Source organism: Chryseobacterium sp. UNC8MFCol (assembly GCF_000482305.1).
Classification (GTDB): Bacteria; Bacteroidota; Bacteroidia; order Flavobacteriales; family Weeksellaceae; genus Chryseobacterium; species Chryseobacterium indologenes.
Genome location: NZ_AXUZ01000014.1, coordinates 40,898 through 63,761, shown reverse-complemented (window position 1 = coordinate 63,761; position 22,864 = coordinate 40,898). Strand labels below are relative to the sequence as shown.

The following is a 22,864-nucleotide window of genomic DNA, read 5'->3' as shown; positions in this document are numbered from 1 at the left end:
TAATGAAACTAAGCAATGATAAAAGAAAAGAAAAAAGAAATACGGGATCAGGATGAAGTTTGTGTGATGGAAAATACAAAAGACCAGAATGAATGGTATCATCAGTTGAAGTACCTTGCAGCAGGAGTTATATTCGGAATCATATTCATCAAAGCTGAAGTGATAAGTTGGTTCAGGATACAGGAAATGTTCCGGCTCCAGTCTTTTCATATGTATGGAGTTATCGGAAGTGCGGTTTTAGTAGGAATGATCTCCGTATTTCTGATTAAAAAACTGAAGATCAAAACTATCAATGGAGAACATGTTACCTTATCTCCCAAAAAGTTTAATAAAGGAAAAATTTATGGAGGATTGATCTTTGGTTTTGGCTGGGCGCTCACAGGAGCCTGCCCCGGACCTCTCTTTGCACAGATCGGAACAGGAGCCCTGGCGGTATCTGTTACGCTGGTAAGTGCCATCGCCGGAACATGGGTATATGGATATTTCAGAAATAAATTACCTCATTAATAGACCTTATAGAATTTAAAAGTCATAAAGAAAGCCTGCCGATACTATCCGGCAGGCTTTAGTATAAAATTATGAAAAAATGAAGTTCTGTGCTCCCAGAGTCATATAAAGGTTGATGTGTTCCATTTTGTCCTGAAGCTCCAGGTTGATGAGGTTCATCTCGTTTTTAAGAAGTTCCCGCTGCGTTTGGATCAGAATAAAGCTATTACTGGTTCCTACTTTAATTTGTTTTTTAGTAAGATCAATATTATTTTTCAGCTCACTGATTGCCTTTCGATTATATGTTATTTGTTTTTCAATTGAATGCAAATTGGTCAATGAGGTTTACACTTCATTCAAAGCATTTGATTAAGGACGTCCGGGTTCAACCAACTTTTCCTTTTTTTGGAGAAATTTTGGAATACTTATGCCAATCAAAATATTTATTTTCTCATAAGACAGTTCCTGAAAGAAAACAATATTCCAGAAAATGGTAAAAGTATCCATTGCACCCGTAAAGATAAATAAAAATTATATAAGGCTTAGTCAGGGCATATTGAGGATTTCATTGATTTTTTTTAAGATATTTGTCAGGTAGTATATAATCTCAAAATACGATGAACAATAACCGAAGAAGTTTTATTAAAAAACTGGGGATCGCAACGGCAGCACTTGCGGTAAACCCTTTAGATATAATGGCTAAAGACCTACCCGAAGACTATAAAGCCGTAAACAAACCCATTGTTTTATCTACCTGGAATTTCGGGTTAAAAGCCAATGAAGAAGCTTGGACGATCCTCGGAAAAGGAGGGAAAGCATTAGATGCGGTGGAAAAAGGAGTTCGTCTTGTAGAATTAGATCCAAAAGAAAGAAGTGTCGGGTATGGCGGCCGTCCGGACAGAGACGGAAGGGTAACGCTGGATGCCTGTATTATGGATGAAAATTATAATATCGGTTCCGTAGCATGCCTGGAACACATTAAAAATCCGATTTCCGTAGCAAGAGCAGTGATGGAAAAAACTCCCCACGTCATGCTGGTTGGAGACGGAGCACTGCAATTTGCCCTTTCACAGGGTTTTAAAAAAGAAAACCTTCTTACCTCTGAATCAGAAAAAGAATGGAAAGAATGGTTGAAAACCAGCCGGTACAAGCCTGTTGCCAATATTGAAAATCATGACACCATAGGAATGATTGCTTTAGATGCCCAGGGAAACCTTTCCGGTGCATGTACCACAAGCGGTATGGCATTTAAGATGCATGGAAGGGTAGGCGATTCACCGATTATCGGAGCCGGATTATTTGTAGATAATGAAGTGGGAGCCGCCACTGCAACGGGACATGGTGAAGAAGTAATACGTACAGTAGGCACTCATCTGGTTGTAGAATTGATGAGACAGGGCAGAAATCCTCAGGAAGCCTGTAAAGAAGCAGTAGAAAGAATTGTTAAAATCAACCGGAGAAGAAATAAAAACCTTAAAGATATTCAGGTAGGCTTTATTGCTATTAATAAAAAAGGGGAATACGGATCATACTGTATCCAGGACGGATTCAACTTTGCCGTATACGATCAGAAAGGGAACCGTCTTGAAACACCTGAATTTGCCTTAAAATAGCAAAAAATATTATAGAGACGATCTTTAGTCCATTTAAAAAAATATCCATTGGCTTTAGCCAAAACTGATAGAACAAAAACAAAATGAAAAGAATGATTATCGCTTCTTTGTTTTCAATCATTGCATGCAAGGAAGAAAAGAAGGAAAATATAACTCAAAGCAGACCTCAGGTAAAGGAAGAAGTGGTTCAGGAAGCAAAATCTCAGGCTAACGAGTCTGAAGAGGCTAAAAAATGGCTGCAAAAAAACATTGAAGATTATTTTAAAGCTGATCTTGTGGCTCAGGAAAAAGTAATGCAAAAAATAACAACCAAAGAGTACTTCGATTATAAAACGGACGCAACCAATGTTGATCTTGATGTGAATGGAAGCCTTACTGAAAAGGAATTTGAGGATAAGTGGAAAAAGAAATTTGATATAAAAAAAGCTGGAACTGGCGTAGGCTTTCTGATAAGCGGACAAGACTGGGATGAGATCAAAGTGTCAGAATGTAAATTGCTTGAATCAAAAAAAAATGACTTTTTATTTGATGTTGTTCTTGCTGATGAAAAGATGAAGGCAAAATATCCGATAAAAGTTAAGGTGATCAAAAACAAGGACTCCTTTGTAATTGCCGATGTCTGGCAGGAAGAATCTAAATTAAATTAAGTATACCAAGAAAAAATGTCAAAAATAGAAATAGCTTGCTTCAATCCCGAATCAGCAATAATTGCTTTTGAAAACGGAGCGGACAGAATAGAATTATGTGACGGTTTAAGTGAAGGAGGAACAACTCCCGGCTTTGATACCACCAAAGAGCTCAGGCAGAAAATAAATATTCCGATTTTTGTAATGATTCGTCCAAGAGGTGGTGATTTTATTTATTCAGATGAAGAGTTTGAGCAGATGAAGGAAGAATTGATGCGTTTAAAATCTTTAAAAGTAGACGGTTTTGTTTTCGGAATTCTGAATGAAAATGATGAGGTAAACATAGAACAAAACAAAACGTTGGTAGAAATGGCAAAACCACTTCCCTGTACGTTTCACAGAGCGTTCGACAGAGCTTCAGGGCTTGAAAATACATTAGAAAATGTCATTGAATGTGGTTTTAAAACCATACTGACTTCCGGCCAGAAACCCAATGTTTCAGATGGTAAAGAAAATCTGAAAAAATTAGTTGAGCTTTCCGACGGAAGAATTGAAATCTTAGTCGGTGGAGGATTGCGCTCTTCCAATATTGAAGAAATAAGAGAAGTGACGAAAGCTGGCTATTTTCATTCTTCTGCAATCACTGATGGGGGAGCCTTTGCGAACGCTTCAGAAGTTGTCGCCTTAAAAAGTAAATAATATAGTTTATCATTCGGAAGGTGAATGTAAGGGAATTTATACTATTGAAATTCCTTTACTATTCGTAATTATGTTGTTATTATTCTTAAACGCAAAGTTTTAAAATTATATAGAACTAAGTGAGCCAGGAAGGCGGCTACGCCGCTAATGAAGTGAATGGTTAAAGCGTTCGCTCCGTCCAATCAATTGCAAATTGGATCATTCTTAGCTCCCTTGACAGTAATAAGAATAAACTTTGCGTTTAAGAAAGACATTACTGCCGGCTAAGATTAGCAAATGCTGGGATTCGATGTTAAACAATAGGTTTCCCAACCTTTAAAATATAAAAGTATAACCACAGATAATGCCTATAAAATTGATTTGATTGTTGAAGATAAAGTTATTATCGAAGTAATTCGATGTTGGAATTACATCCGATTTTTTATTCCCGGACACTAACTTATCTGAAACAGACCCATATAAAACTAGAACTGCTGATTAATTTTAACAGCGAACTCATTAAACATGGAATTCATAGAATTGTAAATAAACTTATTGATGAATAAAACGATCCTTTTTTCTTTCTTTTTCATTCAGAACTTCATTTTTGCCCAATTTTCGGAGAGAAATCTGTCATATGAAAACTGGCAGTTTAAAAATTCAAAAGATAATAGCTGGTTACCCGCGAAGGTTCCGGGGACCGTACATCTGGATTTGATGAACAATAAAATCATTCCGGATCCCTTCAAAGATGACAATGAACACAAAGTACAATGGATAGAGAATGAAAACTGGGATTATCAGACTGTCTTTAAGGTTTCTTCCAAAGAATTACAAAACAATAACATTGATCTGGTATTTAATGGACTGGATACGTTTTCAGAAATTTACCTGAATGGAAAGCTGTTAAAGAAAACAGACAATATGTTCAGGAAGTGGTCTTTTCCGGTCAGACAAAACCTGAAAACAGGGGAGAACCTTCTACAGGTGAAATTTAAATCCGCTGTTACTACTGGAAAGGAACTGGCGAAGAAAGTTCCGTTTACAATGCCTGAATCCCCGAGAAGCTTTGTGAGAAAAGCTCAATATCAATTCGGATGGGACTGGGGGCCAAGGCTTGTTACAGCAGGGATCTGGAAAGATATAAAACTTGAATTTTGGAACAATGCTAAAATTGAAAACGTAAAAATCGAGCAGAAAAACCTGTCGGATAAAGATGCTGAGCTCGCTGTACACACCTCTATAATTACCCATAAAGAAGGAAAATATACAATATCGGTGAATAATACTGCTGAGGTTGTTCAGTTAAAAAAGGGTAAGAATCTGATCTATATTCCTTTTCATATTCAAGATCCGAAACTTTGGCAGCCCAATGGCTGGGGAGAAGCACACTTATATGATATAAAAGTTTCCCTGAAACAAAAATCTACAACGCTTTCCGGTGAAACAATGAAAATTGGGTTAAGAACGATCGAGCTGGTTCAGGAAAAAGATGAAAAGGGCAGATCTTTTTATTTTAAAGTCAATGGAAATCCACTCTACATCAAAGGGACAAACTGGATTCCTGCTGACAGTTTTTCACCAAGAATCACCAAAGAAAAATACCGGAAGTTAATCAAAGATTCGAAGGATGCTCACATGAACATGATCCGTATCTGGGGTGGTGGGATCTATGAGGACGATGAATTCTATAAAGCCTGCGATGAAAATGGAATTCTGGTGTGGCAGGATTTTATGTTTGCAGGAAGTTTTTATCCGGCAGACGAGACATTTCTTACCAATATAAAAGAAGAAGTAAAAGATCAGGTAAACAGACTGCAAAATCATCCATCCATAGCCTTGTGGTGTGGAAATAATGAAATAGATGAAGCGATTGTCAACTGGGGATACCAAAAGCAGTTTAAGTATTCTGAAAACGATTCTTTACAGGTTTGGAAAGATTATAAAAAGCTTTTTCATGAAGTGATTCCCTATTCATTAAAAGAACACCTTACCAATGAAAAAAATATTTATTGGCCGAGTTCGCCTTCTATCGGATGGGGGCACAAGGAAAGCCTTACAGAAGGAGATTCACACTATTGGGGTGTCTGGTGGGGAGAACAGCCTTTCGAAATTTACAATGAAAAAGTAGGCCGTTTCATGTCTGAATATGGCTTTCAGGGAATGCCTTCCCTGGAAACAGTCAAATCAATGTTTTCCGGCACTTACGATTTAAGTTTACAGAACCCTGTCATTAAAGCTCATGAAAAACATAGCCGGGGATGGGATATTATCAATGAATATATGAAGCGGGATTACAAAATTCCGACTGATTTTGTGCAGTACAATTATGTTTCTCAGCTGCTACAGGCAAGAGGTATGGAGATTGCCATTGAAGCCCACCGCCGTGCAAGACCGTATAATATGGGAACTTTATACTGGCAGCTGAATGATTGCTGGCCGGTAGTTTCATGGTCATCCATCGATTATCTTGGCAATTGGAAAGCATTCCATTATCAGGCAAAAAGAAGTTTTGAACCGATGTTGATTTCTGTTTCTGAAAATGATAAATCTTATGATATTTATTTTATCAATGACTTGCTTGAAGATGCAAAAATCACTTCAAAAGCTGAACTGATTGATTTTAAAGGAAAAGTTCTTTGGGCTGCAGGTGCAACTGATCATGTAGCAGCTAATTCTGCTGAGAAGCATTTAGAAATTAAAAAAGAGAATTTTTCTACAGTTGATTTATCTTCGGCTGTTTTGAAAATCTATTTTGGAAATGAGGCATTTACAACTGAAAAGCTCTTCTTTTTTAAGAAACCAAAAGATTTAAAATTATCAAAGCCAACACTCAGCATAAAGAAAATATCTCCAACCGAAATTGAGGTCTCAACGGATGTTCTGGCAAAAGACGTTTATCTAACCGGAGATGCGAATTTTAGTGATAACTTTTTTGATATGCTCCCCAAAACATCAAAAAAAATCAATATTTCCAGACCATTGGAAAAAGTTGAAGTAATGAGTCTCTGGGATGTAGTGGAGAACTAGTCATAATAAAAGAAAGCTACCTGTGAAGGTAGCTTTCGTCGATAGTGAGGAGAAAATTTAAACAATTGTTTTCATATCTTAGTTTTCAATCAGCCAGTTTTCTACGGCTTTTGAAAAATCAGCCAGATCAATCGGGTGTCTGCTTGTAATAAGATTTCCATCTGCTACAACCGGCACATCAGATACGATACCTCCTGCATTTTTCAAATCAATCTGAATATTCCAGTATCCGGTAAGTCTTTTACCCTTAATGATTTCAGCGTTGATCAATACAACGGTTGCATGACAAATTGCAGATACCAATTTACCTGAAGCACTGAATTCTTTCACAAATTTTACTACTTCTTTGTCGTGACGAAGGTTATCCGGATTCCATGCCCCTCCGGGAATGAAGATTGCATCATAATCTTCAACTTTGATTTGATCTATCGTACGGTCTACTTTTATCCAGCCTACAGGTTGCAGATATTGGATCGCCATTATGTGGGTTTTAGACATTTCTTCCGGCATACTCAATCCAAAGTTGGCGGGAGCTGGAGCATATTTAGGGGCAATGATATCAACCTGTGCTCCCAATTGACGGAAGTACCAGGCTGGCCCTGTTAATTCAATTTCTTCAAAACCATCCGATGAAATGATGGCAATTCTTTTTCCTTCAAGTGTTTTTTCTGTTACAGGTGTGAAAAAGAAGTCTCTTACCTTTTCATTTCCCGGCGCGTTCAAAAACTGAGCAAGAGGAAAACTTCCCACAGCCGTTTTTGATGATAATTGGCTTAATATTTCTAAATGATTTGCTACTGTTTGCGAATTTGCTCCTTGTTGAGCATTTACATTTGTTTCCATTTTTAAATTATTTAAATGTTAATTTGATTGTGTTGCATGATAAGTTTCCCAGTCAAGATATCCTTCCATTGTTAATCCGTAATGAAGTTCTCTTTTGGGAGGAGTAAGAGGCCAGTTGTTTTCCAGACGGCTGACAAGATCCGGGTTTGAGATAAACGCTTCACCAAAGGCGGCAATATCAATAATACCTTCATTGATCATTTTTTCAGATTTTTCTCTGTCCATTCCGCCGGCAAGGATGATCACACCGTTGTACCAGGTACGGAAACGCTTCATGAAGCCTTCAGGCAATGCAAAGCTTCCCCTGGATTTCTGATCCATGATGTGGATGTAGACAATATTTCTTTTGGAAAGTTCTTTTGCCAGATATTCGTATGTGGCTTCTATTTCATCATAATAAGGCATTTCATACAAGCCTCCGTAGGGAGTTAAACGAATAGCCACTTTATCGGCACCAATTGCTGCAATGACAGAATCCACGGTTTCCAGTAAAAAACGGGAACGGCTTTCGATGCTTCCGCCATATTCATCCAGGCGATTATTGACAAACGGGTTCAGGAACTGTTCAATAAGATAACCATTCGCTCCGTGAAGCTCAATTCCGTCAAATCCGGCTTTCACAGCATTTATAGCAGCCTGAGTAAAGTCCTGAATGATTTGTTTTACCTCTTCAGTTGCTAATGCTCTTGGTTTCGAGTTAATGACAAAACCCTCTTTTCCGTTCTCATCATATCCCCACGCGTGGGTTTCTCCTGCCTGAATGTCTGAAGAAGATACCGGAGCCTGTCCGTCCGGTTGATTGGTAACGTGAGAAACACGACCCACATGCCATAGTTGGGTGAAAATTTTGCTTCCTTTTTGATGAACGGCATCCGTAACCATTTTCCATCCTTCTACCTGCTCATCGGTATATAAACCGGGAATGTGAAGTACTCCTTTTGAGGTGGAGGAAATAGCGGTTCCTTCTGTAATGATAAGCCCCGTATCAGAACGTTGTGCATAATATTCTGCGTTAAAAGCTTTCGGAATTCCGTCTTCATTTCTTGCTCTGGTCATAGGAGCCATAGCGATTCTGTTTTTAAGGTTCAGAGAACCTATGCTTGCTTCTTTAAAAATATTAATATTCATAGTTTGAAATTTTATGTATTAAAAAAATAATATAAATACTATTGTTTTATAACTTTACAGATATGTTAGGTTCTGAATAATCTGTTGTTATTAATTAACGATACAAATTTCTGTTATAATTTTATATTATAAAAATTATTTAAAATATAGTTTATTATCATAAAAATAATAGTTATGAAATTTTCAGTAATAAGAAAAATTGTCAATTATTACATCAAGGAGGAAGCTCAAAGGATAGATATGAATGATTTTTAAACCTTATGAGTTCTACGTATTCAAGGAATTTGAATTCAATAATAATGAGAAGCATAGAAATTCTACTCAAAAAAAGATGAATTTTACCCTTTCAACCAAAAAATCAGCCGTAAATTTGCATCATATTCTTTTCAATTATGGTAAATTTTGTTTTGATCGTGGTATGCATTATTGCAGGAATGGTTTTCAAAGCAACAAAATCTATCCATCCCGATGCCCACAAGGGGATCAATACCTGGATTCTTTATCTTGCTCTGCCTGCAGTATCATTTAAATATCTGCCAAAAGTACACTGGACAACGGAAATGCTTTTTCCTATCGTCGCCACTTTTCTGGTCTCTGTGTTCTGCTTCTTTTACGTAATGTTTTACAGCAGAAGCAAAGGATATTCAAGACGTTCACGAAGTACTTTAGAACTGGCAAGTGGTTACAGCAATACTTCTTTCATTGGTTTTCCTTTGATCAGTGCATTTTATGGAGAAGGCCTTTTGAGTATTGCCATTATCTGTGATCAGACGATGTTTTTTGCCCTTTCTACATTAGGAATCATTGCTGCGGTAAAAGGAGGAAGCAGATCAGGGAAAGTGAGTGCAGCCTTTATTCTGAAACGACTGGTTACCTTTCCTCCGCTCATTGGCTGTATTTCTGCTTTGGTATTATCACAATTTATAGACTTTTCCCCTGCAGAGCCGTTCTTTGATAAATTAGCCGCTACGGTAAGCCCTTTAGCCTTATTTTCCGTGGGATTACAGCTTAAATTTAACGGCTGGAGAAAATTGATCCCGCAAATGTCGGCGTCAATGCTGTATAAACTGATTTTAGCACCTGCCATAGTGTTGGGACTTGCTTTACTTTTAGGAATAAAAGGTGATATAGCTAAAATTACAATTTTCGAAGCAGCAATGCCTACTTTGGTGACTTCCAGTATTATTGCGGAGCAGTTCAGGCTGAATACGAAACTGACGAACCTTATCATCGGGGTCAGTATTATTGTAGGATTTTTTACCTCGGCATTTTGGTATGAGATGACCCAGTTTTTCTTTTAAACAAGTGGAGTATAAAAGATTTACATAGCACCGAAACATGTACAAAAGTTGCAGTTCTCTGAAGAAACATCTAATTTTACATTTTAAATATTTCCCTTGCAGTACGCTCAAATTGTTTTACCATTAAAATTAAAAGGATCTTTCACTTACAGGGTTCCGGAAGAACTTGCCGCTGATATCCAGCCAGGAATGCGCGTTTTAGTTCCGTTCGGAGGCAAAAAGATTTATACAGGAATCGTTTTTGAACTTCATGACAATACTCCGGAAAATTTTGTGGCAAAAGAAGTGATCAGCCTTTTGGATGATAAACCTATTCTTCCCGAAGAACAGATCCGTTTCTGGAACTGGCTTTCAGGGTATTATTTATGTGGTCTGGGCGAAATTTACCGCTTTGCATTTCCTTCCTCTTTAAAACTGGAAAGTGAAACCTATTTAAAATTAAAACCTGGAGTAACGGTTGATTTTGAAAATCTGGATGTGAATGAAATGTACATGATTCAGGCCCTAGAAGTACGCCAGCTCATTAATTTGACGGATATTGAAGCGTTCATTCCGAAAAAAGATATTATTAAAACCATCAATTCACTGATTGATCTTCAGTATATAGAAATTGATGAAAAAATAGCTGAAAAGTACAAAGCAAAAGAGGTCGCTTACGCCAGAATCAATAATGATGTTTTAGGCAATCAAAATCTTACAGAGATCCTGTTGAAGCTTAACAAGGCACCGAAACAAAAAGACCTGTTCCTTGCTATTCTGGAGAAACAAACGGAAGATCCGGAAGGGCATATTAAAAAGTCTGACCTTTTTGAAGATGGCTATTTTGGAAGCTCACATTTCAAAGCACTGACAGATAAAGGCCTTGTGGAGGAGTATTACATGCAGAAAGACAGGATTGAAAGTTATGAAGGTGAAATAGAAGAACTGGAAGAACTTTCTGACAAACAGAAAGCAGCGAAGTCCGAGATTGATGAAGCTTTTAAGGAAGGTAAAAATGTGCTCCTTCACGGAGTGACCTCTTCAGGGAAAACTCATATTTATTTAGAGAAAATTGAAGATTGTATCAGAGAAGGTAAAAATGTACTGTTTTTACTTCCGGAAATTTCTTTAACAAAGCAGATCACCCAACGGTTAGAAAAAAAATATGGCAGGCAGCTCGGCTTCTATCATCAAAAACTGACCGATTTTGAAAGGGTCGAGTTGTGGAGAAGAATTAGGCAGGATGATATCCGGATTCTTATCGGAACACGGAATGCTTTGTTTCTACCTTTCCGGAGTTTAGGGTTAATCGTAGTGGATGAGGAGCATGATTCAGCGTACAGACCAAGAGAGGTTAGTCCTTATTTCAATGCTAAAGATGCAGCGTTGGTGCTGGGAAGTTCTTATGGTGCAGGAGTGATTCTGGGATCTGCAACTCCTTCTGTGGAAAGTTATTATCGGGCCAGAAAAGATAAAATGAAATATGTTTTCCTGAATGAAAGATTCGGAAATGTGAATCTGCCTGAATATGAGCTGATAAATTTTAAAGAAGCACAGGATTCTAAAAAAGTGTCCGGAAACTTTTCTTTGAGACTCATTGAAGAGATCAAAAAAACTCTGGGTGAAAAGAATCAGGCTATAGTTCTTCACAACAGACGCGGGTATGCCAATGTCATAGAATGCGAAAGCTGCGGATATGTGAATTATTGCTCGAATTGTGATGTGGTAATGACGTACCATAAAGCAGCCAATGAAATGAAGTGCCATTACTGTGGCCAACGCGCTTCAAAACCGAAGACCTGCCCGAAATGCTACTCTGAAAACCTGAACGAAAGAGGAGTAGGAGTAGAGCAGATCCATGAAGAGGTTACTAAATTGTTTCCCGATCATGAAGTGGATAGGATGGATGTAGACTCTATGCGTAAGAAATTCGCTTATGAAAAACTCTACGAAAAGATTGAAGAGGGAGAAACAGATATCGTCGTGGGGACCCAGATGATTTCCAAAGGGCTTGATTTTGATCATATTGAGCTGGTTGTCATTCCGAAAGCTGATTCTATGCTGTATGTACAGGATTTCAGAGCTGAGGAGAGAGCCTATCAACTGATTACACAGGTATCCGGGCGGGCGGGACGAGTTTCAGGAAAAGGAAAGATTCTGATACAGACCTTTAATCCTGATCATTCCGTTTTTCAGCTCATCAAGCTGAATAATCCGGCAAAAATCTATAAGTATATCCTTACCGAGCGTCAAAAATTTCATTATCCGCCGTTTACCAAGCTGATTATGATCGAACTGAAGCATATAAAAGATGATAAAGTAGACCGTGCCTCACAATTCTTAGGTTCTGTATTAAGAAAATACCTGCCGGAAGACTGTATTTTAGGCCCTGAAAGAGCACAGATTGCAAGGCTGAATAACTTATATCAATTCCAGATTCTGCTTAAATTACCTCGTGGAAAAAACTATGAGAAGTTCAAGAATATGGTTTTGTTAAGTTTGAAAGAATTTGACGAAATTACTGCTTATCAAAGCATTAAAAAAGATGTTTTTGTTGATTTTTAACAAAATTTAACAAATTTTACACTCTTTTATAAGAGCCCCATAACCCTTTTTCTCACAATAATTTCTACTTTTGGACGTTGATTAAGTGTTTGACCGTTATATTGAATGATTTAACTTATCGTTTTTTATAGCCTCAAACTATAGAACAAAAAAAGGATAGATGGTAAATTACAGAAAATATATTTCAAGTGCGGCGGTATTGGCTTCTGGTTTTTTCCTGGCTCAATCTACCGTTTCTACCGTTCTTTATTCTCAAAATTATGACAATCAGAAAAACAGTTTAAACCTCCCTTCACCCGTTAGCTCGGTAGCGGAGAGAGCTGTATTGTCGGCTAAAGAACTCGTAGATATTAATGTAAACACAATGATGGCGGATCCTGTGCTGAAAAATGCAACATGGGGATTTGTAGTGTATGATCCAAAAACGAAGAAAGTGATCTCTTCGTACAATGAAAGCACTCCGTTGGTGCCTGCTTCTACCACGAAGCTGCTTACCACAGAAACGGCGATGAATCTTTTAGGGGAAAACTACCGTTGGATCACCCAGCTGGAATATTCCGGTACAGTGGACGAAAACGGTACATTAAATGGAAATCTGTATGTTGTAGGCAGTGGAGACCCGTCTTTAGGAACCAATAAAGCAGGGGCATGGTCATACAGAGACATTATTTCAGATTTTATAGGAGGACTTTCGCGTGAAGGAATCAGAAAGGTAAATGGTGATATTATCATTCAGACAGCGCTTTTCAAAGGCAATATTTCAATGCTTCCGGAAAATGTTGTATGGTTGGAAAATAATAATTATTATCTGCCGGCAGGTACAACACAAGGAATCAATCCGGCCAACGAAAAACTGATCGTAAAAAAAGCAAGCTTCTCACCGGAAAAGAAATTCTTCTACGTTTCACCTTACGCCCATCAGATGGTGTACGCAGAGAAGTATGACGGTGAAGGTATTCTTACAACAAAACTTCCTGATGCTCCGGCTTATCTGGCCAATTCTTTCAGAACTACATTGGTGAAAAGCGGAATTCCCGTTACAGGAAAAGTAAGCCCGAAAATGACTGATGCGACTCCTGAGAACAGAAAAATGATTTCAGCATACAAGTCTCCTACTTTGGGTGATATTATATATTACACCAACCAGCATAGTGATAATTCACTGGCTGAAGCTCTGTTGAAAACGGTTGGGTTCCAGAAGTTGGGTGACCAGACTTCAGAATCAGGAAGAACAGTAGTAACAGGACATCTAAGAGAAGTTGGTTTTGATATGGATGGGTTGAATTATATGGATGGAAGCGGCCTTTCAAGAGGGAATAACGTGACACCGATTTCTCAGGTGAAGTTTTTAACTTCTTTGATGGATGAGAAATATTATAAGTCTTACCTTACGTCATTACCTGTTGGCGGACAATCGGGAACTTTAAAAAGAATGTTTAACGGAGAAGGAAACGGGCAGATTTTTGCTAAAACAGGAACTTTAAATAAAGTAAAGACTTTAGCAGGGTATCTTAAAACCAATTCCGGAAAAACGTTGGTCTTTTCCCTGATGGTAAATAATTATACCGGATCAGTAGATATGGTGAAGAAAAGAATGGAGAAAATTCTTGAACCTGCATTGAATCTTTAGAAATATTATTATTTTATATATTATAAGAGCCTTTTAATTATTGATTAAAAGGTTTTTTTTATATTTGAATTATAATTTTTAAAATGAAAAAAATATACTTTCTGATGTTGGGATGGCTAATGTTTCAACAGGCTTACGGACAGAAAAACGAGCTTAATATTGAAATGAAAGGGATACGGGAAAAAGAAATGAAGTCTTTTACGAATAAAATGGCAGCAGGCAATACCAATCCCAATACACTTACCTATGATTTGCAGTACCAGAGGATGGATGTCACATTGAATCCTGCTGTTAACAGTATTTCAGGATCAGTTACCTCACATTTTAAACCTAATCAGGCTATCGGAAGTATTTATTTTGACCTGAATAATACCCTGACGGTTTCTCAGGTACAATACCACGGAGGTAATCTTGCTTTTCAGCAGCTTGCGACAAAAGAGATTAAAATTGATTTTCCGTCATCTGTTCCTGCCAATATTTCAGATTCGCTGACAATCACGTATTCCGGAGTTCCGTCTCCAACCTACGGTGCTTTTTTAGCAGGAAATCAGGGGGGAACGCCTATCATTTCGACCTTAAGTGAACCTTATGGAGCCCAGGACTGGTTCCCGACCAAGCAAAGTTTGAATGATAAGATCGAAAAGTTTGATTTTAAAATTACAACCCCTCAGCAATATAGCGTGGCAGCCAATGGGAAATTGATGTCTGAAACCATTCAGAACGGGCAGAAACTTACTTTCTGGAGAACTATGTATCCTACACCGGCTTATCTGATCGCTTTAGCGGTTACTAATTTTGTGAAGTCCACCGATACCATTGGAAATCCTCCGTTTCCTTTTGTAAACTATATTTTCCCGTCTACCAATAATGATAATACGAGTCTGGCCAATATTCAATGGACCAAACAGATCATGAATACTTTTGAAAATTATTTTGGTGCGTATCCGTTCCGAAATGAAAAATATGGCCATATGGAATACATTAACGGGGGAGGAATGGAGCATCAGACGATGTCATCCATGGGAGGATGGAGTAAGACACTTATTGCCCATGAGCTTGCCCATCAGTGGTTTGGTGATAAGGTAACCTGTGGTGCCTGGAACGATATATGGCTGAATGAAGGTTTTGCTACCTTTGGAGAACATGTTGCCTATGAAAAACTAATCATGACCAATGCTGAATTTATGAGTTATTTAGCCGGTCAGATTGATTACATAACAGGTAGTGTCGGAGGAAGTACATATGTTCCTGATGCCAGTCTTACCAATGTCAACAGAATATTTGACAGCAGATTAAGCTATGCAAAAGGAGGCTATGTGTTGCGAATGATGAAATGGATATTGGGTGATGATGTTTTTTATCAGGCCCTTAAAGACTATCATGCCAGACCTGCGTTAGCCTATAATTATGTGCGGACTTCAGATTTAAATGCATCTTTTCTTCAATCTACAGGAAAAGATTTTACTGAATTTTTTAATGACTGGATTTATGGTCAGGGATATCCTACCTATACTATTAAATGGAAGCAGACAGGAAATCAGATTCTGCTAAATGTTTCCCAAACGCAAAGCCATTCATCGGTGAGCTTTTTTGAAATGCCTTTACCGGTAAAAGTGAATGGAACAGGAGGGCAAACCGCTTATTTGGTTTTAAATAATAATTCAAATAATCAAAATTTTGTAGAAGCTGTACCTTTCCCGATCGCGAGTGTTCAGTTCAATTATGACTATCAGCTGTTAGAAAAAAACTCTACCGTTACTCAGGATAATACGTTGAGTGTTTCTTCCGTACAGAAAGATGAATTTGCTTTATATCCGAATCCTGCGAAAAACGAATTATATCTGAAAGGAGTTAAAAAGGAGACGAAATTCTCTATTCATGCGATCGATGGGAGATTGGTGAGAGAAGGTATTTATCAGCCCGGAAAAACAATCGGAGTTTCAGATCTTGAGCCCGGAGCTTATGTCTTTACAATTAGAGAGAAAAATAGTAAATTTATTAAACAGTAAAAAAACAAAGAAGCTTTCAGATTTGAAAGCTTCTTTGTTTTTTTGAGGCTCTTGTTCCCCGTGATTTGGCTATTTTTATTTTATATTGAAACCATTTTTCTTTAAAAAGCCGACGCATTACCGTGTCAAAGTTTTTGGTGAATATCAGATTTTTAAAACCACGCCACTTTTCAATAAGTGCTGTGGGAAGTGCTCTGACTGATACCGAATATCCTTCTGTTTCATACTGTATATAATGCCACCATCCGGAGGGAATATAAAGTGTTTCACCGGGATGTAATACTGCCTCGTACCCATTTAAATAGAGCAATCCCGGAAATTCCCGGTAATCAGGATTTTTGATATTAGGTAAACTGTGGAAATTATAAGGCAGCTTATACATGAGATCAGACTGTTCCCAGGGAAAGAGCCAGACCCTTTTGATGCCCTTAAACTGAGTCATAAAAACATGGGACATGTCTATATCGATATGGTTCCTGGTAATTGAGCCCTGGCCGCCAAAAAACATGAAAGGAAGCCACTTTAAAATTTTACCGTTGGTAAGGTCATTATAAAGAATATCTTTCTTGAGTTCAGGTTTAATGGTAAGCAGGTTAAATAAAAATAACCTGTGTTCCGTGGGGGCCGTACTGATCTCATTCAAATAATCAGAAAAAGTTGTCTGTGCAATAGGATCACTGGCAACCCTGTCTATAGATTCCAGCTCGCTCCCGTAAATATTGACTTTATGATCTCCGGCTATCTTTTTGAAATAATCATAATTCCACTTTTCAAATGCCGGACTTTCCGAACTGACAAAGTCTTCAATAATAAGGGGAAGTCTTGGCTTCATATAATTGTTGATGAAATTTTTCGAATTCAACTTCTTTGCTTTTTGTACCGGCTCTAATCTCATGTTCTCAAATTTTAAACAAATATAATTATTATCCTACTATTTTTGTAGACTAATAATGTTAAAACTGAGTTTGAAATGACATTTTTAGAATTAAGCTTATAAAAGGTTTTATTTTACGGCCTTTTTAGTAAATTAGCACATCTAAAAAATTACTAAAAATGATCTCTGAAAAATATCTTCAACATTTACAGAATGAACTTCAAAATATTGAGAATGACGGACTTTACAAAAGAGAAAGAATCATCACTTCTCAGCAAAGCGCAGAAATTGAGGCGAACGGAAAAAAGCTTTTAAACTTCTGTGCCAATAATTACCTGGGATTATCAAACAATCCGGAAGTGATGAAAGCTTCTCAGGATATGATTGAATCTCACGGATACGGAATGTCTTCCGTACGTTTTATCTGTGGAACACAGGATATTCATAAAGAACTGGAGAAAAAAATTGCCGACTTCCTTGGTCTTGAAGATACAATCCTTTATGCTGCGGCTTTTGATGCCAACGGAGGAGTTTTTGAACCTTTATTTACCGAAGAGGATGCGATTATTTCAGATGAACTGAATCATGCTTCTATTATCGATGGCGTGCGTCTTTGTAAAGCGGCAAGATACAGATATAAAAACAATAATATGGCTGACCTGGAAGCTCAGTTAATTGCAGCTTCTGAAAAGAATCACCGTTTTAAAATTATTGTAACAGACGGAGTGTTCTCAATGGATGGTATTGTGGCAGACTTAAAAGGAGTTTGTGACCTTGCTGATAAATATGATGCTTTGGTAATGGTAGATGATTCTCATGCTACAGGTTTCATCGGGAAAACAGGTCGTGGAACTCATGAAGCGAATGAGGTGATGGGCAGAGTGGATATTATCACTTCTACATTAGGAAAAGCTCTGGGAGGTGCTTTAGGAGGGTTTACTTCCGGAAAGAAAGAGATCATCGATATGTTGAGACAGCGTTCGCGTCCTTATTTATTCTCTAATTCATTAGCTCCCGGAATTGTAGGGGCAGCTTTGAAAGTATTGGATATGATCTCGGATGATACTACACTTCGTGATAAAGTAATGGAGAATGCAGACTATTTCAGAACAGAAATGAAAGCAAAAGGTTTTGATATTCCTGATGGTGATGCTGCCATTGTTCCGGTGATGTTATATGATGCTCCGCTTTCCCAGAAAATGGCTGAAAAGCTGATGGATGAAGGAATCTATGTAATCGGATTCTTTTATCCGGTGGTGCCGAAAGGAAAAGCAAGAATCAGGGTACAGTTATCTGCTGCCCATACAAAAGAACATTTGGACAAGGCTATTGCTGCTTTTGAAAAAGTAGGGAAGGAACTTGGAGTGATCGCTTAGCAGTACGACCTGATCCGAACAATAAAAATATACTCTTCGGCTCGGCAGCTTCGCTGCCCGAGCCGAAGTATTTTTTATATAATTCTGTTTTACTTATATCTTCCTGATCAAAAGAAAATTATTTTTAACAATTACATAATAAGCTTATCTTTGCTTTTAATTTTTTCTGAATGCTTTATACAATAATCAAAGCGCTGCACATTATTTTTATGGTAAGCTATTTTGCGGGAATTTTTTATCTCGTGAGGATTTTCGTGTACTATAAAGATACCGATGAATTTCCGGAAGAAAAGAAGAAAATTCTCAGAGAGCAGTATACGTTTATGGCCAGAAGGTTGTGGAATATCATTACGGTTCCTGCAGGAGTTATTATGGCTGTATGTGGTGTTGTGATGATCTTTTTAAATCCGGGGCTTATGAAAATGGGATGGTTTCACTTAAAACTCACATTCCTGATCGGACTCGCTGCCTATCATTACTGGTGCTGGAAAAAAGTTCTTCAATTAAAAGAACTGAACGGGAATATCCTGGGAATCCCTAATATTAAACTGAGACAGGCTAATGAGATCGCCACCTTCATTTTATTTCTCGTCGTATTTACTGTCATCTTAAAATCAATGGTAATTGAATACTGGTGGCAATTAATTGCAGGATTTTTCGTTCTTGTATTTCTGATTATGATGACTGTTAAACTTGTTAATAAAAATAAAAAAAACAAATAATTGTGGAATAGGGGAATCTCTTAATATATTCGCCCCTTGACACGGTACTAAAAAAAACTATGATTGCAATTTTAAAGAAAGAACTTTGGAGTTACTTTGGAAACTGGAGCGCATGGGTGATTATTGCTGCTTTCAGTCTGATCGCAACCCTATTCCTGTTCTTTTTCGACAACGATTCTAATATTTTTGAGATCGGAATGGCTTCCCTGCAAAGCTATTTTGTATTGGTTCCATGGTTGCTGATGTTTATCATTCCGGCACTTTCAATGAAAACTTTTGCAGAAGAGCAGCAGACAGGAACGTTAAACTGGCTCTTTTCACAACCTTTAAAAGTTTCTGATCTTGTGACCGGAAAATTCCTTTCCGTATGGATTGTGGGTATTTTATGCCTTATCCCTTCACTCATTTATCTTTACACCGTTTACGTTTTAGGAGTTCCGGCAGGAAATATTGACCTGGGAATGACTTTCGGAAGCTATATCGGACTGATCCTGCTGATTGCAGCATTTGCCGGAGTTGGAATTCTGGCATCATCACTTTCTCAGAATCAGATCATGGCTTACCTGTTGGGTGTTTTTATGTGCTTTATCATGTATTTTGGAATCGAACAGCTGGCGAGCTATAAATTGTTGGGCGGAGCAGATTTTATTCTCCAGAATATTGGGTTCTACCAACATTTCTTAGGTTTCACCAGAGGTCTCATCGATTCTAAAGATATTGCTTATTTTATCCTGGTCATCGGTGCGTCATTAGTATTGTCCAATCATTTTATTAACAAAAAGAAGTAGAAGCATGAAGAAGATCAATGCTAAATCTCCACTGGGAATATTCTTATTTGTCATTATTCCTTTGGTTGTTATTCTTGTGTATTCCGGAATCAGATTAGACTTAACAAAAGAAAAAAGATACACCCTTTCTGACAATACAGTGAAAGTATTGGAATCCGTTAAAAAGCCATTGACCGTTGAGGTGTACCTTGAAGGAGATTTCCCGGCCAGCTTTAAGCAGCTTCAGAGTGAAACCAAGTTTATGCTCGAAGAATTCAGAAAGATAAATCCGAAGATTGATTTTAAATTCATCGATCCGATTAAAACCAAAATGTCTCAGGATACTCTGATGGCGATGGGAATGCAACCTTCCATTCTGCCGGATGTAAAAGACGGAAAGATTTCTCAGATTACCCTTTTTCCTTATGCTGTTATCAAATATGCAAATGACGGGGTTTCTATCCCTCTCGTTGTACAGCAGGCCGGTATTGATGCTGATCAGCAATTGACAAGATCAATCGAAGGCCTTGAATATAGCCTAGTTTCTAACATTAAAAATATAGCAGCTGCTAAGAAGAAAAAAATAGGTATCCTGGTCAATCACGATGAATTGAGCCCCGATGAATTTCAGGGATTCATGCATCTTGCACTCGAAAACTATGACGCCGGTCCTGTTATTCCTAAAAATCAGACAGAATTGAGCATTGCTGATGTCCCTCTCTTAAAGCAGATGAGTGCATTGGTTATAGCAAAACCTAGAAAAGCTTTTACCGATAATGAAAAAGTAATTCTCGATCAATACATCATGAATGGTGGGAAAACGCTTTGGATGATTGATGCGGTAAATGCTGAAATGGATACGCTGACAAGATCGAAAAAGGTAATGCCTTTCCCTATAGATGTGAATATGACCGATTTCTTTTTCAATTATGGATTAAGAATCAATCCGGCACTGGTAAAGGATCTTAAGAAATTTGCTTTATTAAGGCTGGTAACGGGAGAGGTAAGCGGCAACCCACAATATACGAGCTTGCCGTGGCCATATTATCCGCTCGGAATAGCTGAAGATAATAATCCTGTTACTAAAAATATCAATCCTGTAAAATTTGAATTCCCAACTTCTATTGATACCCTGGGAGGAAGAAAAAATATCAAAACAAAAGTTCTTTTCGAATCAAGTGAGAGAACATTGCTGAAGCAGGTTCCCAATTATGTGGATTTAAAAGAAATTGCAACGGTAGACAGCCTTGGTCAAATGGAAAAACCAAGTACCCCGAAGATATTTGCCGTGGCATTGGAAGGAAAGTTTAATTCCGCATATGCATCAAGGATAGAAAGAAAATCTTATCCGGGTTTCAAAGCCGTAAGTCCGGAAAATAAGATGATCGTGATTGCAGACGGGGATGTAGGCAGAAATAAGGTAATCAAAGGAAAACCTCTTCCTTTAGGAGTAGATTTACTCACCAACGAGCAGTTTGGAAACGAACAGTTTCTGAGAAATGCTTTAGACTATCTTTTGGACGACAGCAATTTGATGGAATTAAGAAACAGAAACATCGAAGAACGACTTCTGGACAGACAGAGAATTACCGAAGAAAAAACCAACTGGCAGTGGCTGAACTTATTGCTTCCACTGGCTATCATCGGTCTTATCGGAGGATTATTCTTCTGGCTGAGGAAAAAGAAGTTTGGATAAAAAATAGAAAAAGAGAAGCTGGAAGGCTTCTCTTTTTATTTCTAATCTCTAATAAACTTAGCTTAATTCCTTTTTTTATAATAATAAAGTTCGCGGTTTAACCTTTCAACGTTTATAATGATGACTTTTTCTAACCCGGGATTTCAAGTAATAAAAAAAGAGAAACGCGATGTTTCTCTTCTTATTTTTTTAAAGTATAAACTAGTTTTAATATCGGAATAAGATCTTTCCAATGTTTTGCGCATCCAACGCATTCTTTAAATCTCCGGGCAGCTGTTTCAAGGTGCACCGCGGTTTGAATAAGGGTGTGTAGCAGTCTGACTATGCGTGAGAAGCTTCTTTAGACAGTAAAATAGCTGTTTTGTAATAGCTCATGTCTGTTCCGATCTGATTTTGAAGATCCTCAAAGGTATCATAATCATAATGTGACCAGTTTTCCTCATTTTCAGGGTCGGACGTCTTGTCAATCGCTAGTTCAAGCTTTCCGTCTTCCTGATAGCTACATTCTATCGCCGCATACTTTTCACCATTTTTATCGGTGGTATACCAGCATTTGACTGTTTTTTCAAGTTGAGGTTCTCCGGTTTCATTATCAATAACCTGAGAACAGATGAAATTTTCCGGATCATCTATTTTGAAAACAGTTTTGGAAACGAGAGGGAGATCATCAACAGATAAAGAATACAGCTTGTTGGTAGAGATAATAAACCCGTCTGCCATTTCTTTCTTTTCAATGTCGAAGAAGTCAGATTTTTCCTTCAGATAATTCAAAACTTCATCCTCATTTTCTCCTTCACTAAGGAAATAGTTAATGTTATACACACTATCCTCGTTGATGAATTCAATTTCCTTAAGGAAGTTTGTTCCTTCCTCATAATAATGCAGATGATACTCGTCGAGTTTCACAGCATTACTTTTGGAGATAACTTCTCCAAAAATGTTTTTGTACACTTTTTTCATTTTTAGTCATGTTATTTAGTTTCATCTATTAGTTTAAGTGGGTAGGACAAATATAAGTTTCTTTTTTATCTTAATGAGACATTGAAATCAGTATTTATTTCATAATTATTTCATATGTCCTTTATAAAATCCTCATATTCGTAGTAAAAACGTTCGAATCCGTTCATTTTGTCTACAAAGAATTCAAAAATTTCTTGCCATGTATTTTTGTTAAAAATAGATACCCCACTTTTTTCTACCCAGATTCTGCTGATCACCTTTCCGTTTTCAAGGGTGTAATATTCCTCTTTATAGAACTCTCCAATCTCCTCTTTCAGCATGTCTTCCAGGGACCAGATCTTGTCGTAATAGGCATTCCGGAAGATTTCATCCTTCATCTCAATATCCAGAGATACTTCGGCTTTTTTATTATCTGCGCTGAATTTAAATGCCATATCCTTTACTTTAGTATCGTACAGGATCCATTTTCTTGGAAAAGATTTTCCAAAAGCTGTCCAAAATTCTTTTTTTAACTGCTGAGCTTCTTGTTTACTGAACATATGACAAACATAATGATTTAATGGCAAAAAGACAAGGTTGAC

At 37.5% G+C, this 22,864-nt stretch carries 20 protein-coding genes and 1 pseudogene; 15 read left to right on the top strand and 6 right to left on the bottom strand.

Going from position 1 to position 22,864, the window contains the following annotated elements:
* Positions 1-15 precede the first annotated feature (15 nt).
* Positions 16-507, top strand: a complete 492-nt coding sequence (locus M030_RS0108570) for a YeeE/YedE family protein (protein WP_027373136.1) — start codon at positions 16-18, stop codon at positions 505-507.
* A gap of 69 nt (positions 508-576) precedes the next feature.
* On the opposite strand, the gene M030_RS25880 is transcribed toward M030_RS0108570, so the two are convergent.
* Entirely contained in the window at positions 577-816 is a 240-nt protein-coding gene (locus M030_RS25880) for a TolC family protein (RefSeq protein WP_227533139.1), read from the bottom strand.
* 287 nt (positions 817-1,103) lie between these two features.
* Here M030_RS25880 and M030_RS0108555 point away from each other — a divergent pair, with 287 nt between their 5' ends.
* From M030_RS0108555 to M030_RS0108535, 6 genes and pseudogenes are all read left to right on the top strand, one after another.
* The gene (locus tag M030_RS0108555; protein WP_027373134.1) at positions 1,104-2,099 is read left to right on the top strand and encodes an isoaspartyl peptidase/L-asparaginase family protein; all 996 of its coding nucleotides are present in this window, start codon (positions 1,104-1,106) and stop codon (positions 2,097-2,099) included.
* Positions 2,100-2,182: 83 nt separating this feature from the next.
* Complete coding sequence (locus M030_RS0108550) at positions 2,183-2,746, top strand: hypothetical protein (protein ID WP_027373133.1); 564 nt, start codon at positions 2,183-2,185, stop codon at positions 2,744-2,746.
* A gap of 15 nt (positions 2,747-2,761) precedes the next feature.
* A complete protein-coding gene (locus M030_RS0108545) occupies positions 2,762-3,424 on the top strand; it encodes a copper homeostasis protein CutC (protein ID WP_027373132.1) in 663 nt (220 codons plus the stop codon).
* A gap of 324 nt (positions 3,425-3,748) precedes the next feature.
* Positions 3,749-3,862 (top strand): annotated as a pseudogene (locus M030_RS26060) (hypothetical protein); the annotation flags it as partial.
* Positions 3,823-3,969 (top strand): GxxExxY protein, encoded by a 147-nt coding sequence (locus M030_RS25255; RefSeq protein WP_081806309.1) that lies wholly within the window; start codon positions 3,823-3,825, stop codon positions 3,967-3,969. The pseudogene M030_RS26060 and the gene M030_RS25255, both read left to right, overlap by 40 nt.
* A complete protein-coding gene (locus M030_RS0108535) occupies positions 3,962-6,433 on the top strand; it encodes a beta-mannosidase (RefSeq protein WP_027373131.1) in 2,472 nt (823 codons plus the stop codon). Before M030_RS25255 ends, M030_RS0108535 begins: the two co-directional genes overlap by 8 nt.
* A 78-nt stretch (positions 6,434-6,511) precedes the next feature.
* On the opposite strand, the gene M030_RS23880 is transcribed toward M030_RS0108535, so the two are convergent.
* Both M030_RS23880 and M030_RS0108525 read right to left on the bottom strand, forming a co-directional pair.
* Positions 6,512-7,276: a DJ-1/PfpI/YhbO family deglycase/protease gene (locus tag M030_RS23880; protein WP_051584950.1), complete on the bottom strand. Its 765-nt coding sequence runs from the start codon at positions 7,274-7,276 to the stop codon at positions 6,512-6,514.
* A gap of 18 nt (positions 7,277-7,294) precedes the next feature.
* A complete protein-coding gene (locus tag M030_RS0108525; RefSeq protein WP_027373130.1) occupies positions 7,295-8,404 on the bottom strand; it encodes an alkene reductase in 1,110 nt (369 codons plus the stop codon).
* 392 nt (positions 8,405-8,796) lie between these two features.
* On the opposite strand from M030_RS0108525, the gene M030_RS0108520 reads away from it, so the two are divergent.
* The 4 genes from M030_RS0108520 (at position 8,797) to M030_RS0108505 (ending at position 15,888) form a co-directional block, all read left to right on the top strand.
* Positions 8,797-9,705, top strand: coding sequence for an AEC family transporter (locus tag M030_RS0108520; protein WP_027373129.1), 909 nt, complete (start codon positions 8,797-8,799; stop codon positions 9,703-9,705).
* Between the two features lie 96 nt (positions 9,706-9,801).
* The gene (priA, locus tag M030_RS0108515) at positions 9,802-12,249 is read left to right on the top strand and encodes a primosomal protein N' (protein WP_027373128.1); all 2,448 of its coding nucleotides are present in this window, start codon (positions 9,802-9,804) and stop codon (positions 12,247-12,249) included.
* Positions 12,250-12,409: 160 nt separating this feature from the next.
* Positions 12,410-13,879 carry a D-alanyl-D-alanine carboxypeptidase/D-alanyl-D-alanine-endopeptidase gene (dacB, locus tag M030_RS0108510; protein ID WP_027373127.1) on the top strand — a complete coding sequence of 490 codons (1,470 nt, stop codon included), beginning with the start codon at positions 12,410-12,412 and terminating at the stop codon, positions 13,877-13,879.
* 83 nt (positions 13,880-13,962) lie between these two features.
* Positions 13,963-15,888, top strand: a complete 1,926-nt coding sequence (locus M030_RS0108505) for a M1 family aminopeptidase (protein WP_027373126.1) — start codon at positions 13,963-13,965, stop codon at positions 15,886-15,888.
* 16 nt (positions 15,889-15,904) lie between these two features.
* Here the strand turns inward: M030_RS0108505 and M030_RS0108500 are convergent, their stop codons facing one another.
* Positions 15,905-16,783 carry a cupin-like domain-containing protein gene (locus M030_RS0108500; protein WP_027373125.1) on the bottom strand — a complete coding sequence of 293 codons (879 nt, stop codon included), beginning with the start codon at positions 16,781-16,783 and terminating at the stop codon, positions 15,905-15,907.
* A gap of 158 nt (positions 16,784-16,941) precedes the next feature.
* On the opposite strand from M030_RS0108500, the gene kbl reads away from it, so the two are divergent.
* The 4 genes from kbl (at position 16,942) to gldG (ending at position 21,323) form a co-directional block, all read left to right on the top strand.
* Positions 16,942-18,138 (top strand): glycine C-acetyltransferase, encoded by a 1,197-nt coding sequence (kbl, locus tag M030_RS0108495; RefSeq protein ID WP_027373124.1) that lies wholly within the window; start codon positions 16,942-16,944, stop codon positions 18,136-18,138.
* A gap of 170 nt (positions 18,139-18,308) precedes the next feature.
* Positions 18,309-18,860 (top strand): CopD family protein, encoded by a 552-nt coding sequence (locus M030_RS0108490; protein ID WP_027373123.1) that lies wholly within the window; start codon positions 18,309-18,311, stop codon positions 18,858-18,860.
* A 59-nt stretch (positions 18,861-18,919) separates the two neighbouring features.
* Positions 18,920-19,648 carry an ABC transporter permease gene (locus M030_RS0108485; protein WP_027373122.1) on the top strand — a complete coding sequence of 243 codons (729 nt, stop codon included), beginning with the start codon at positions 18,920-18,922 and terminating at the stop codon, positions 19,646-19,648.
* 4 nt (positions 19,649-19,652) lie between these two features.
* Positions 19,653-21,323: a gliding motility-associated ABC transporter substrate-binding protein GldG gene (gene gldG, locus M030_RS0108480; RefSeq protein WP_027373121.1), complete on the top strand. Its 1,671-nt coding sequence runs from the start codon at positions 19,653-19,655 to the stop codon at positions 21,321-21,323.
* A 321-nt stretch (positions 21,324-21,644) separates the two neighbouring features.
* Here the strand turns inward: gldG and M030_RS0108475 are convergent, their stop codons facing one another.
* Together M030_RS0108475 and M030_RS0108470 are read right to left on the bottom strand one after the other, a co-directional pair.
* Positions 21,645-22,283 (bottom strand): hypothetical protein, encoded by a 639-nt coding sequence (locus M030_RS0108475; RefSeq protein ID WP_027373120.1) that lies wholly within the window; start codon positions 22,281-22,283, stop codon positions 21,645-21,647.
* 110 nt (positions 22,284-22,393) lie between these two features.
* Positions 22,394-22,822, bottom strand: a complete 429-nt coding sequence (locus M030_RS0108470) for a DUF4268 domain-containing protein (RefSeq protein WP_027373119.1) — start codon at positions 22,820-22,822, stop codon at positions 22,394-22,396.
* Positions 22,823-22,864 lie beyond the last annotated feature (42 nt).

What these genes read in the sequence shown, in the direction of transcription:
- M030_RS0108570 (WP_027373136.1), top strand. Translation starts at nt 16, where the DNA reads ATGATAAAAGAAAAGAAAAAAGAAATACGGGATCAGGATGAAGTTTGT.
- M030_RS0108555 (WP_027373134.1), top strand. Translation starts at nt 1,104, where the DNA reads ATGAACAATAACCGAAGAAGTTTTATTAAAAAACTGGGGATCGCAACG.
- M030_RS0108550 (WP_027373133.1), top strand. Translation starts at nt 2,183, where the DNA reads ATGAAAAGAATGATTATCGCTTCTTTGTTTTCAATCATTGCATGCAAG.
- M030_RS0108545 (WP_027373132.1), top strand. Translation starts at nt 2,762, where the DNA reads ATGTCAAAAATAGAAATAGCTTGCTTCAATCCCGAATCAGCAATAATT.
- M030_RS25255 (WP_081806309.1), top strand. Translation starts at nt 3,823, where the DNA reads ATGTTGGAATTACATCCGATTTTTTATTCCCGGACACTAACTTATCTG.
- M030_RS0108535 (WP_027373131.1), top strand. Translation starts at nt 3,962, where the DNA reads ATGAATAAAACGATCCTTTTTTCTTTCTTTTTCATTCAGAACTTCATT.
- M030_RS23880 (WP_051584950.1), bottom strand. Translation starts at nt 7,276, where the DNA reads ATGGAAACAAATGTAAATGCTCAACAAGGAGCAAATTCGCAAACAGTA.
- M030_RS0108525 (WP_027373130.1), bottom strand. Translation starts at nt 8,404, where the DNA reads ATGAATATTAATATTTTTAAAGAAGCAAGCATAGGTTCTCTGAACCTT.
- M030_RS0108520 (WP_027373129.1), top strand. Translation starts at nt 8,797, where the DNA reads ATGGTAAATTTTGTTTTGATCGTGGTATGCATTATTGCAGGAATGGTT.
- dacB (WP_027373127.1), top strand. Translation starts at nt 12,410, where the DNA reads ATGGTAAATTACAGAAAATATATTTCAAGTGCGGCGGTATTGGCTTCT.
- M030_RS0108505 (WP_027373126.1), top strand. Translation starts at nt 13,963, where the DNA reads ATGAAAAAAATATACTTTCTGATGTTGGGATGGCTAATGTTTCAACAG.
- M030_RS0108500 (WP_027373125.1), bottom strand. Translation starts at nt 16,783, where the DNA reads ATGAGATTAGAGCCGGTACAAAAAGCAAAGAAGTTGAATTCGAAAAAT.
- kbl (WP_027373124.1), top strand. Translation starts at nt 16,942, where the DNA reads ATGATCTCTGAAAAATATCTTCAACATTTACAGAATGAACTTCAAAAT.
- M030_RS0108490 (WP_027373123.1), top strand. Translation starts at nt 18,309, where the DNA reads ATGCTTTATACAATAATCAAAGCGCTGCACATTATTTTTATGGTAAGC.
- M030_RS0108485 (WP_027373122.1), top strand. Translation starts at nt 18,920, where the DNA reads ATGATTGCAATTTTAAAGAAAGAACTTTGGAGTTACTTTGGAAACTGG.
- gldG (WP_027373121.1), top strand. Translation starts at nt 19,653, where the DNA reads ATGAAGAAGATCAATGCTAAATCTCCACTGGGAATATTCTTATTTGTC.
- M030_RS0108475 (WP_027373120.1), bottom strand. Translation starts at nt 22,283, where the DNA reads ATGAAAAAAGTGTACAAAAACATTTTTGGAGAAGTTATCTCCAAAAGT.
- M030_RS0108470 (WP_027373119.1), bottom strand. Translation starts at nt 22,822, where the DNA reads ATGTTCAGTAAACAAGAAGCTCAGCAGTTAAAAAAAGAATTTTGGACA.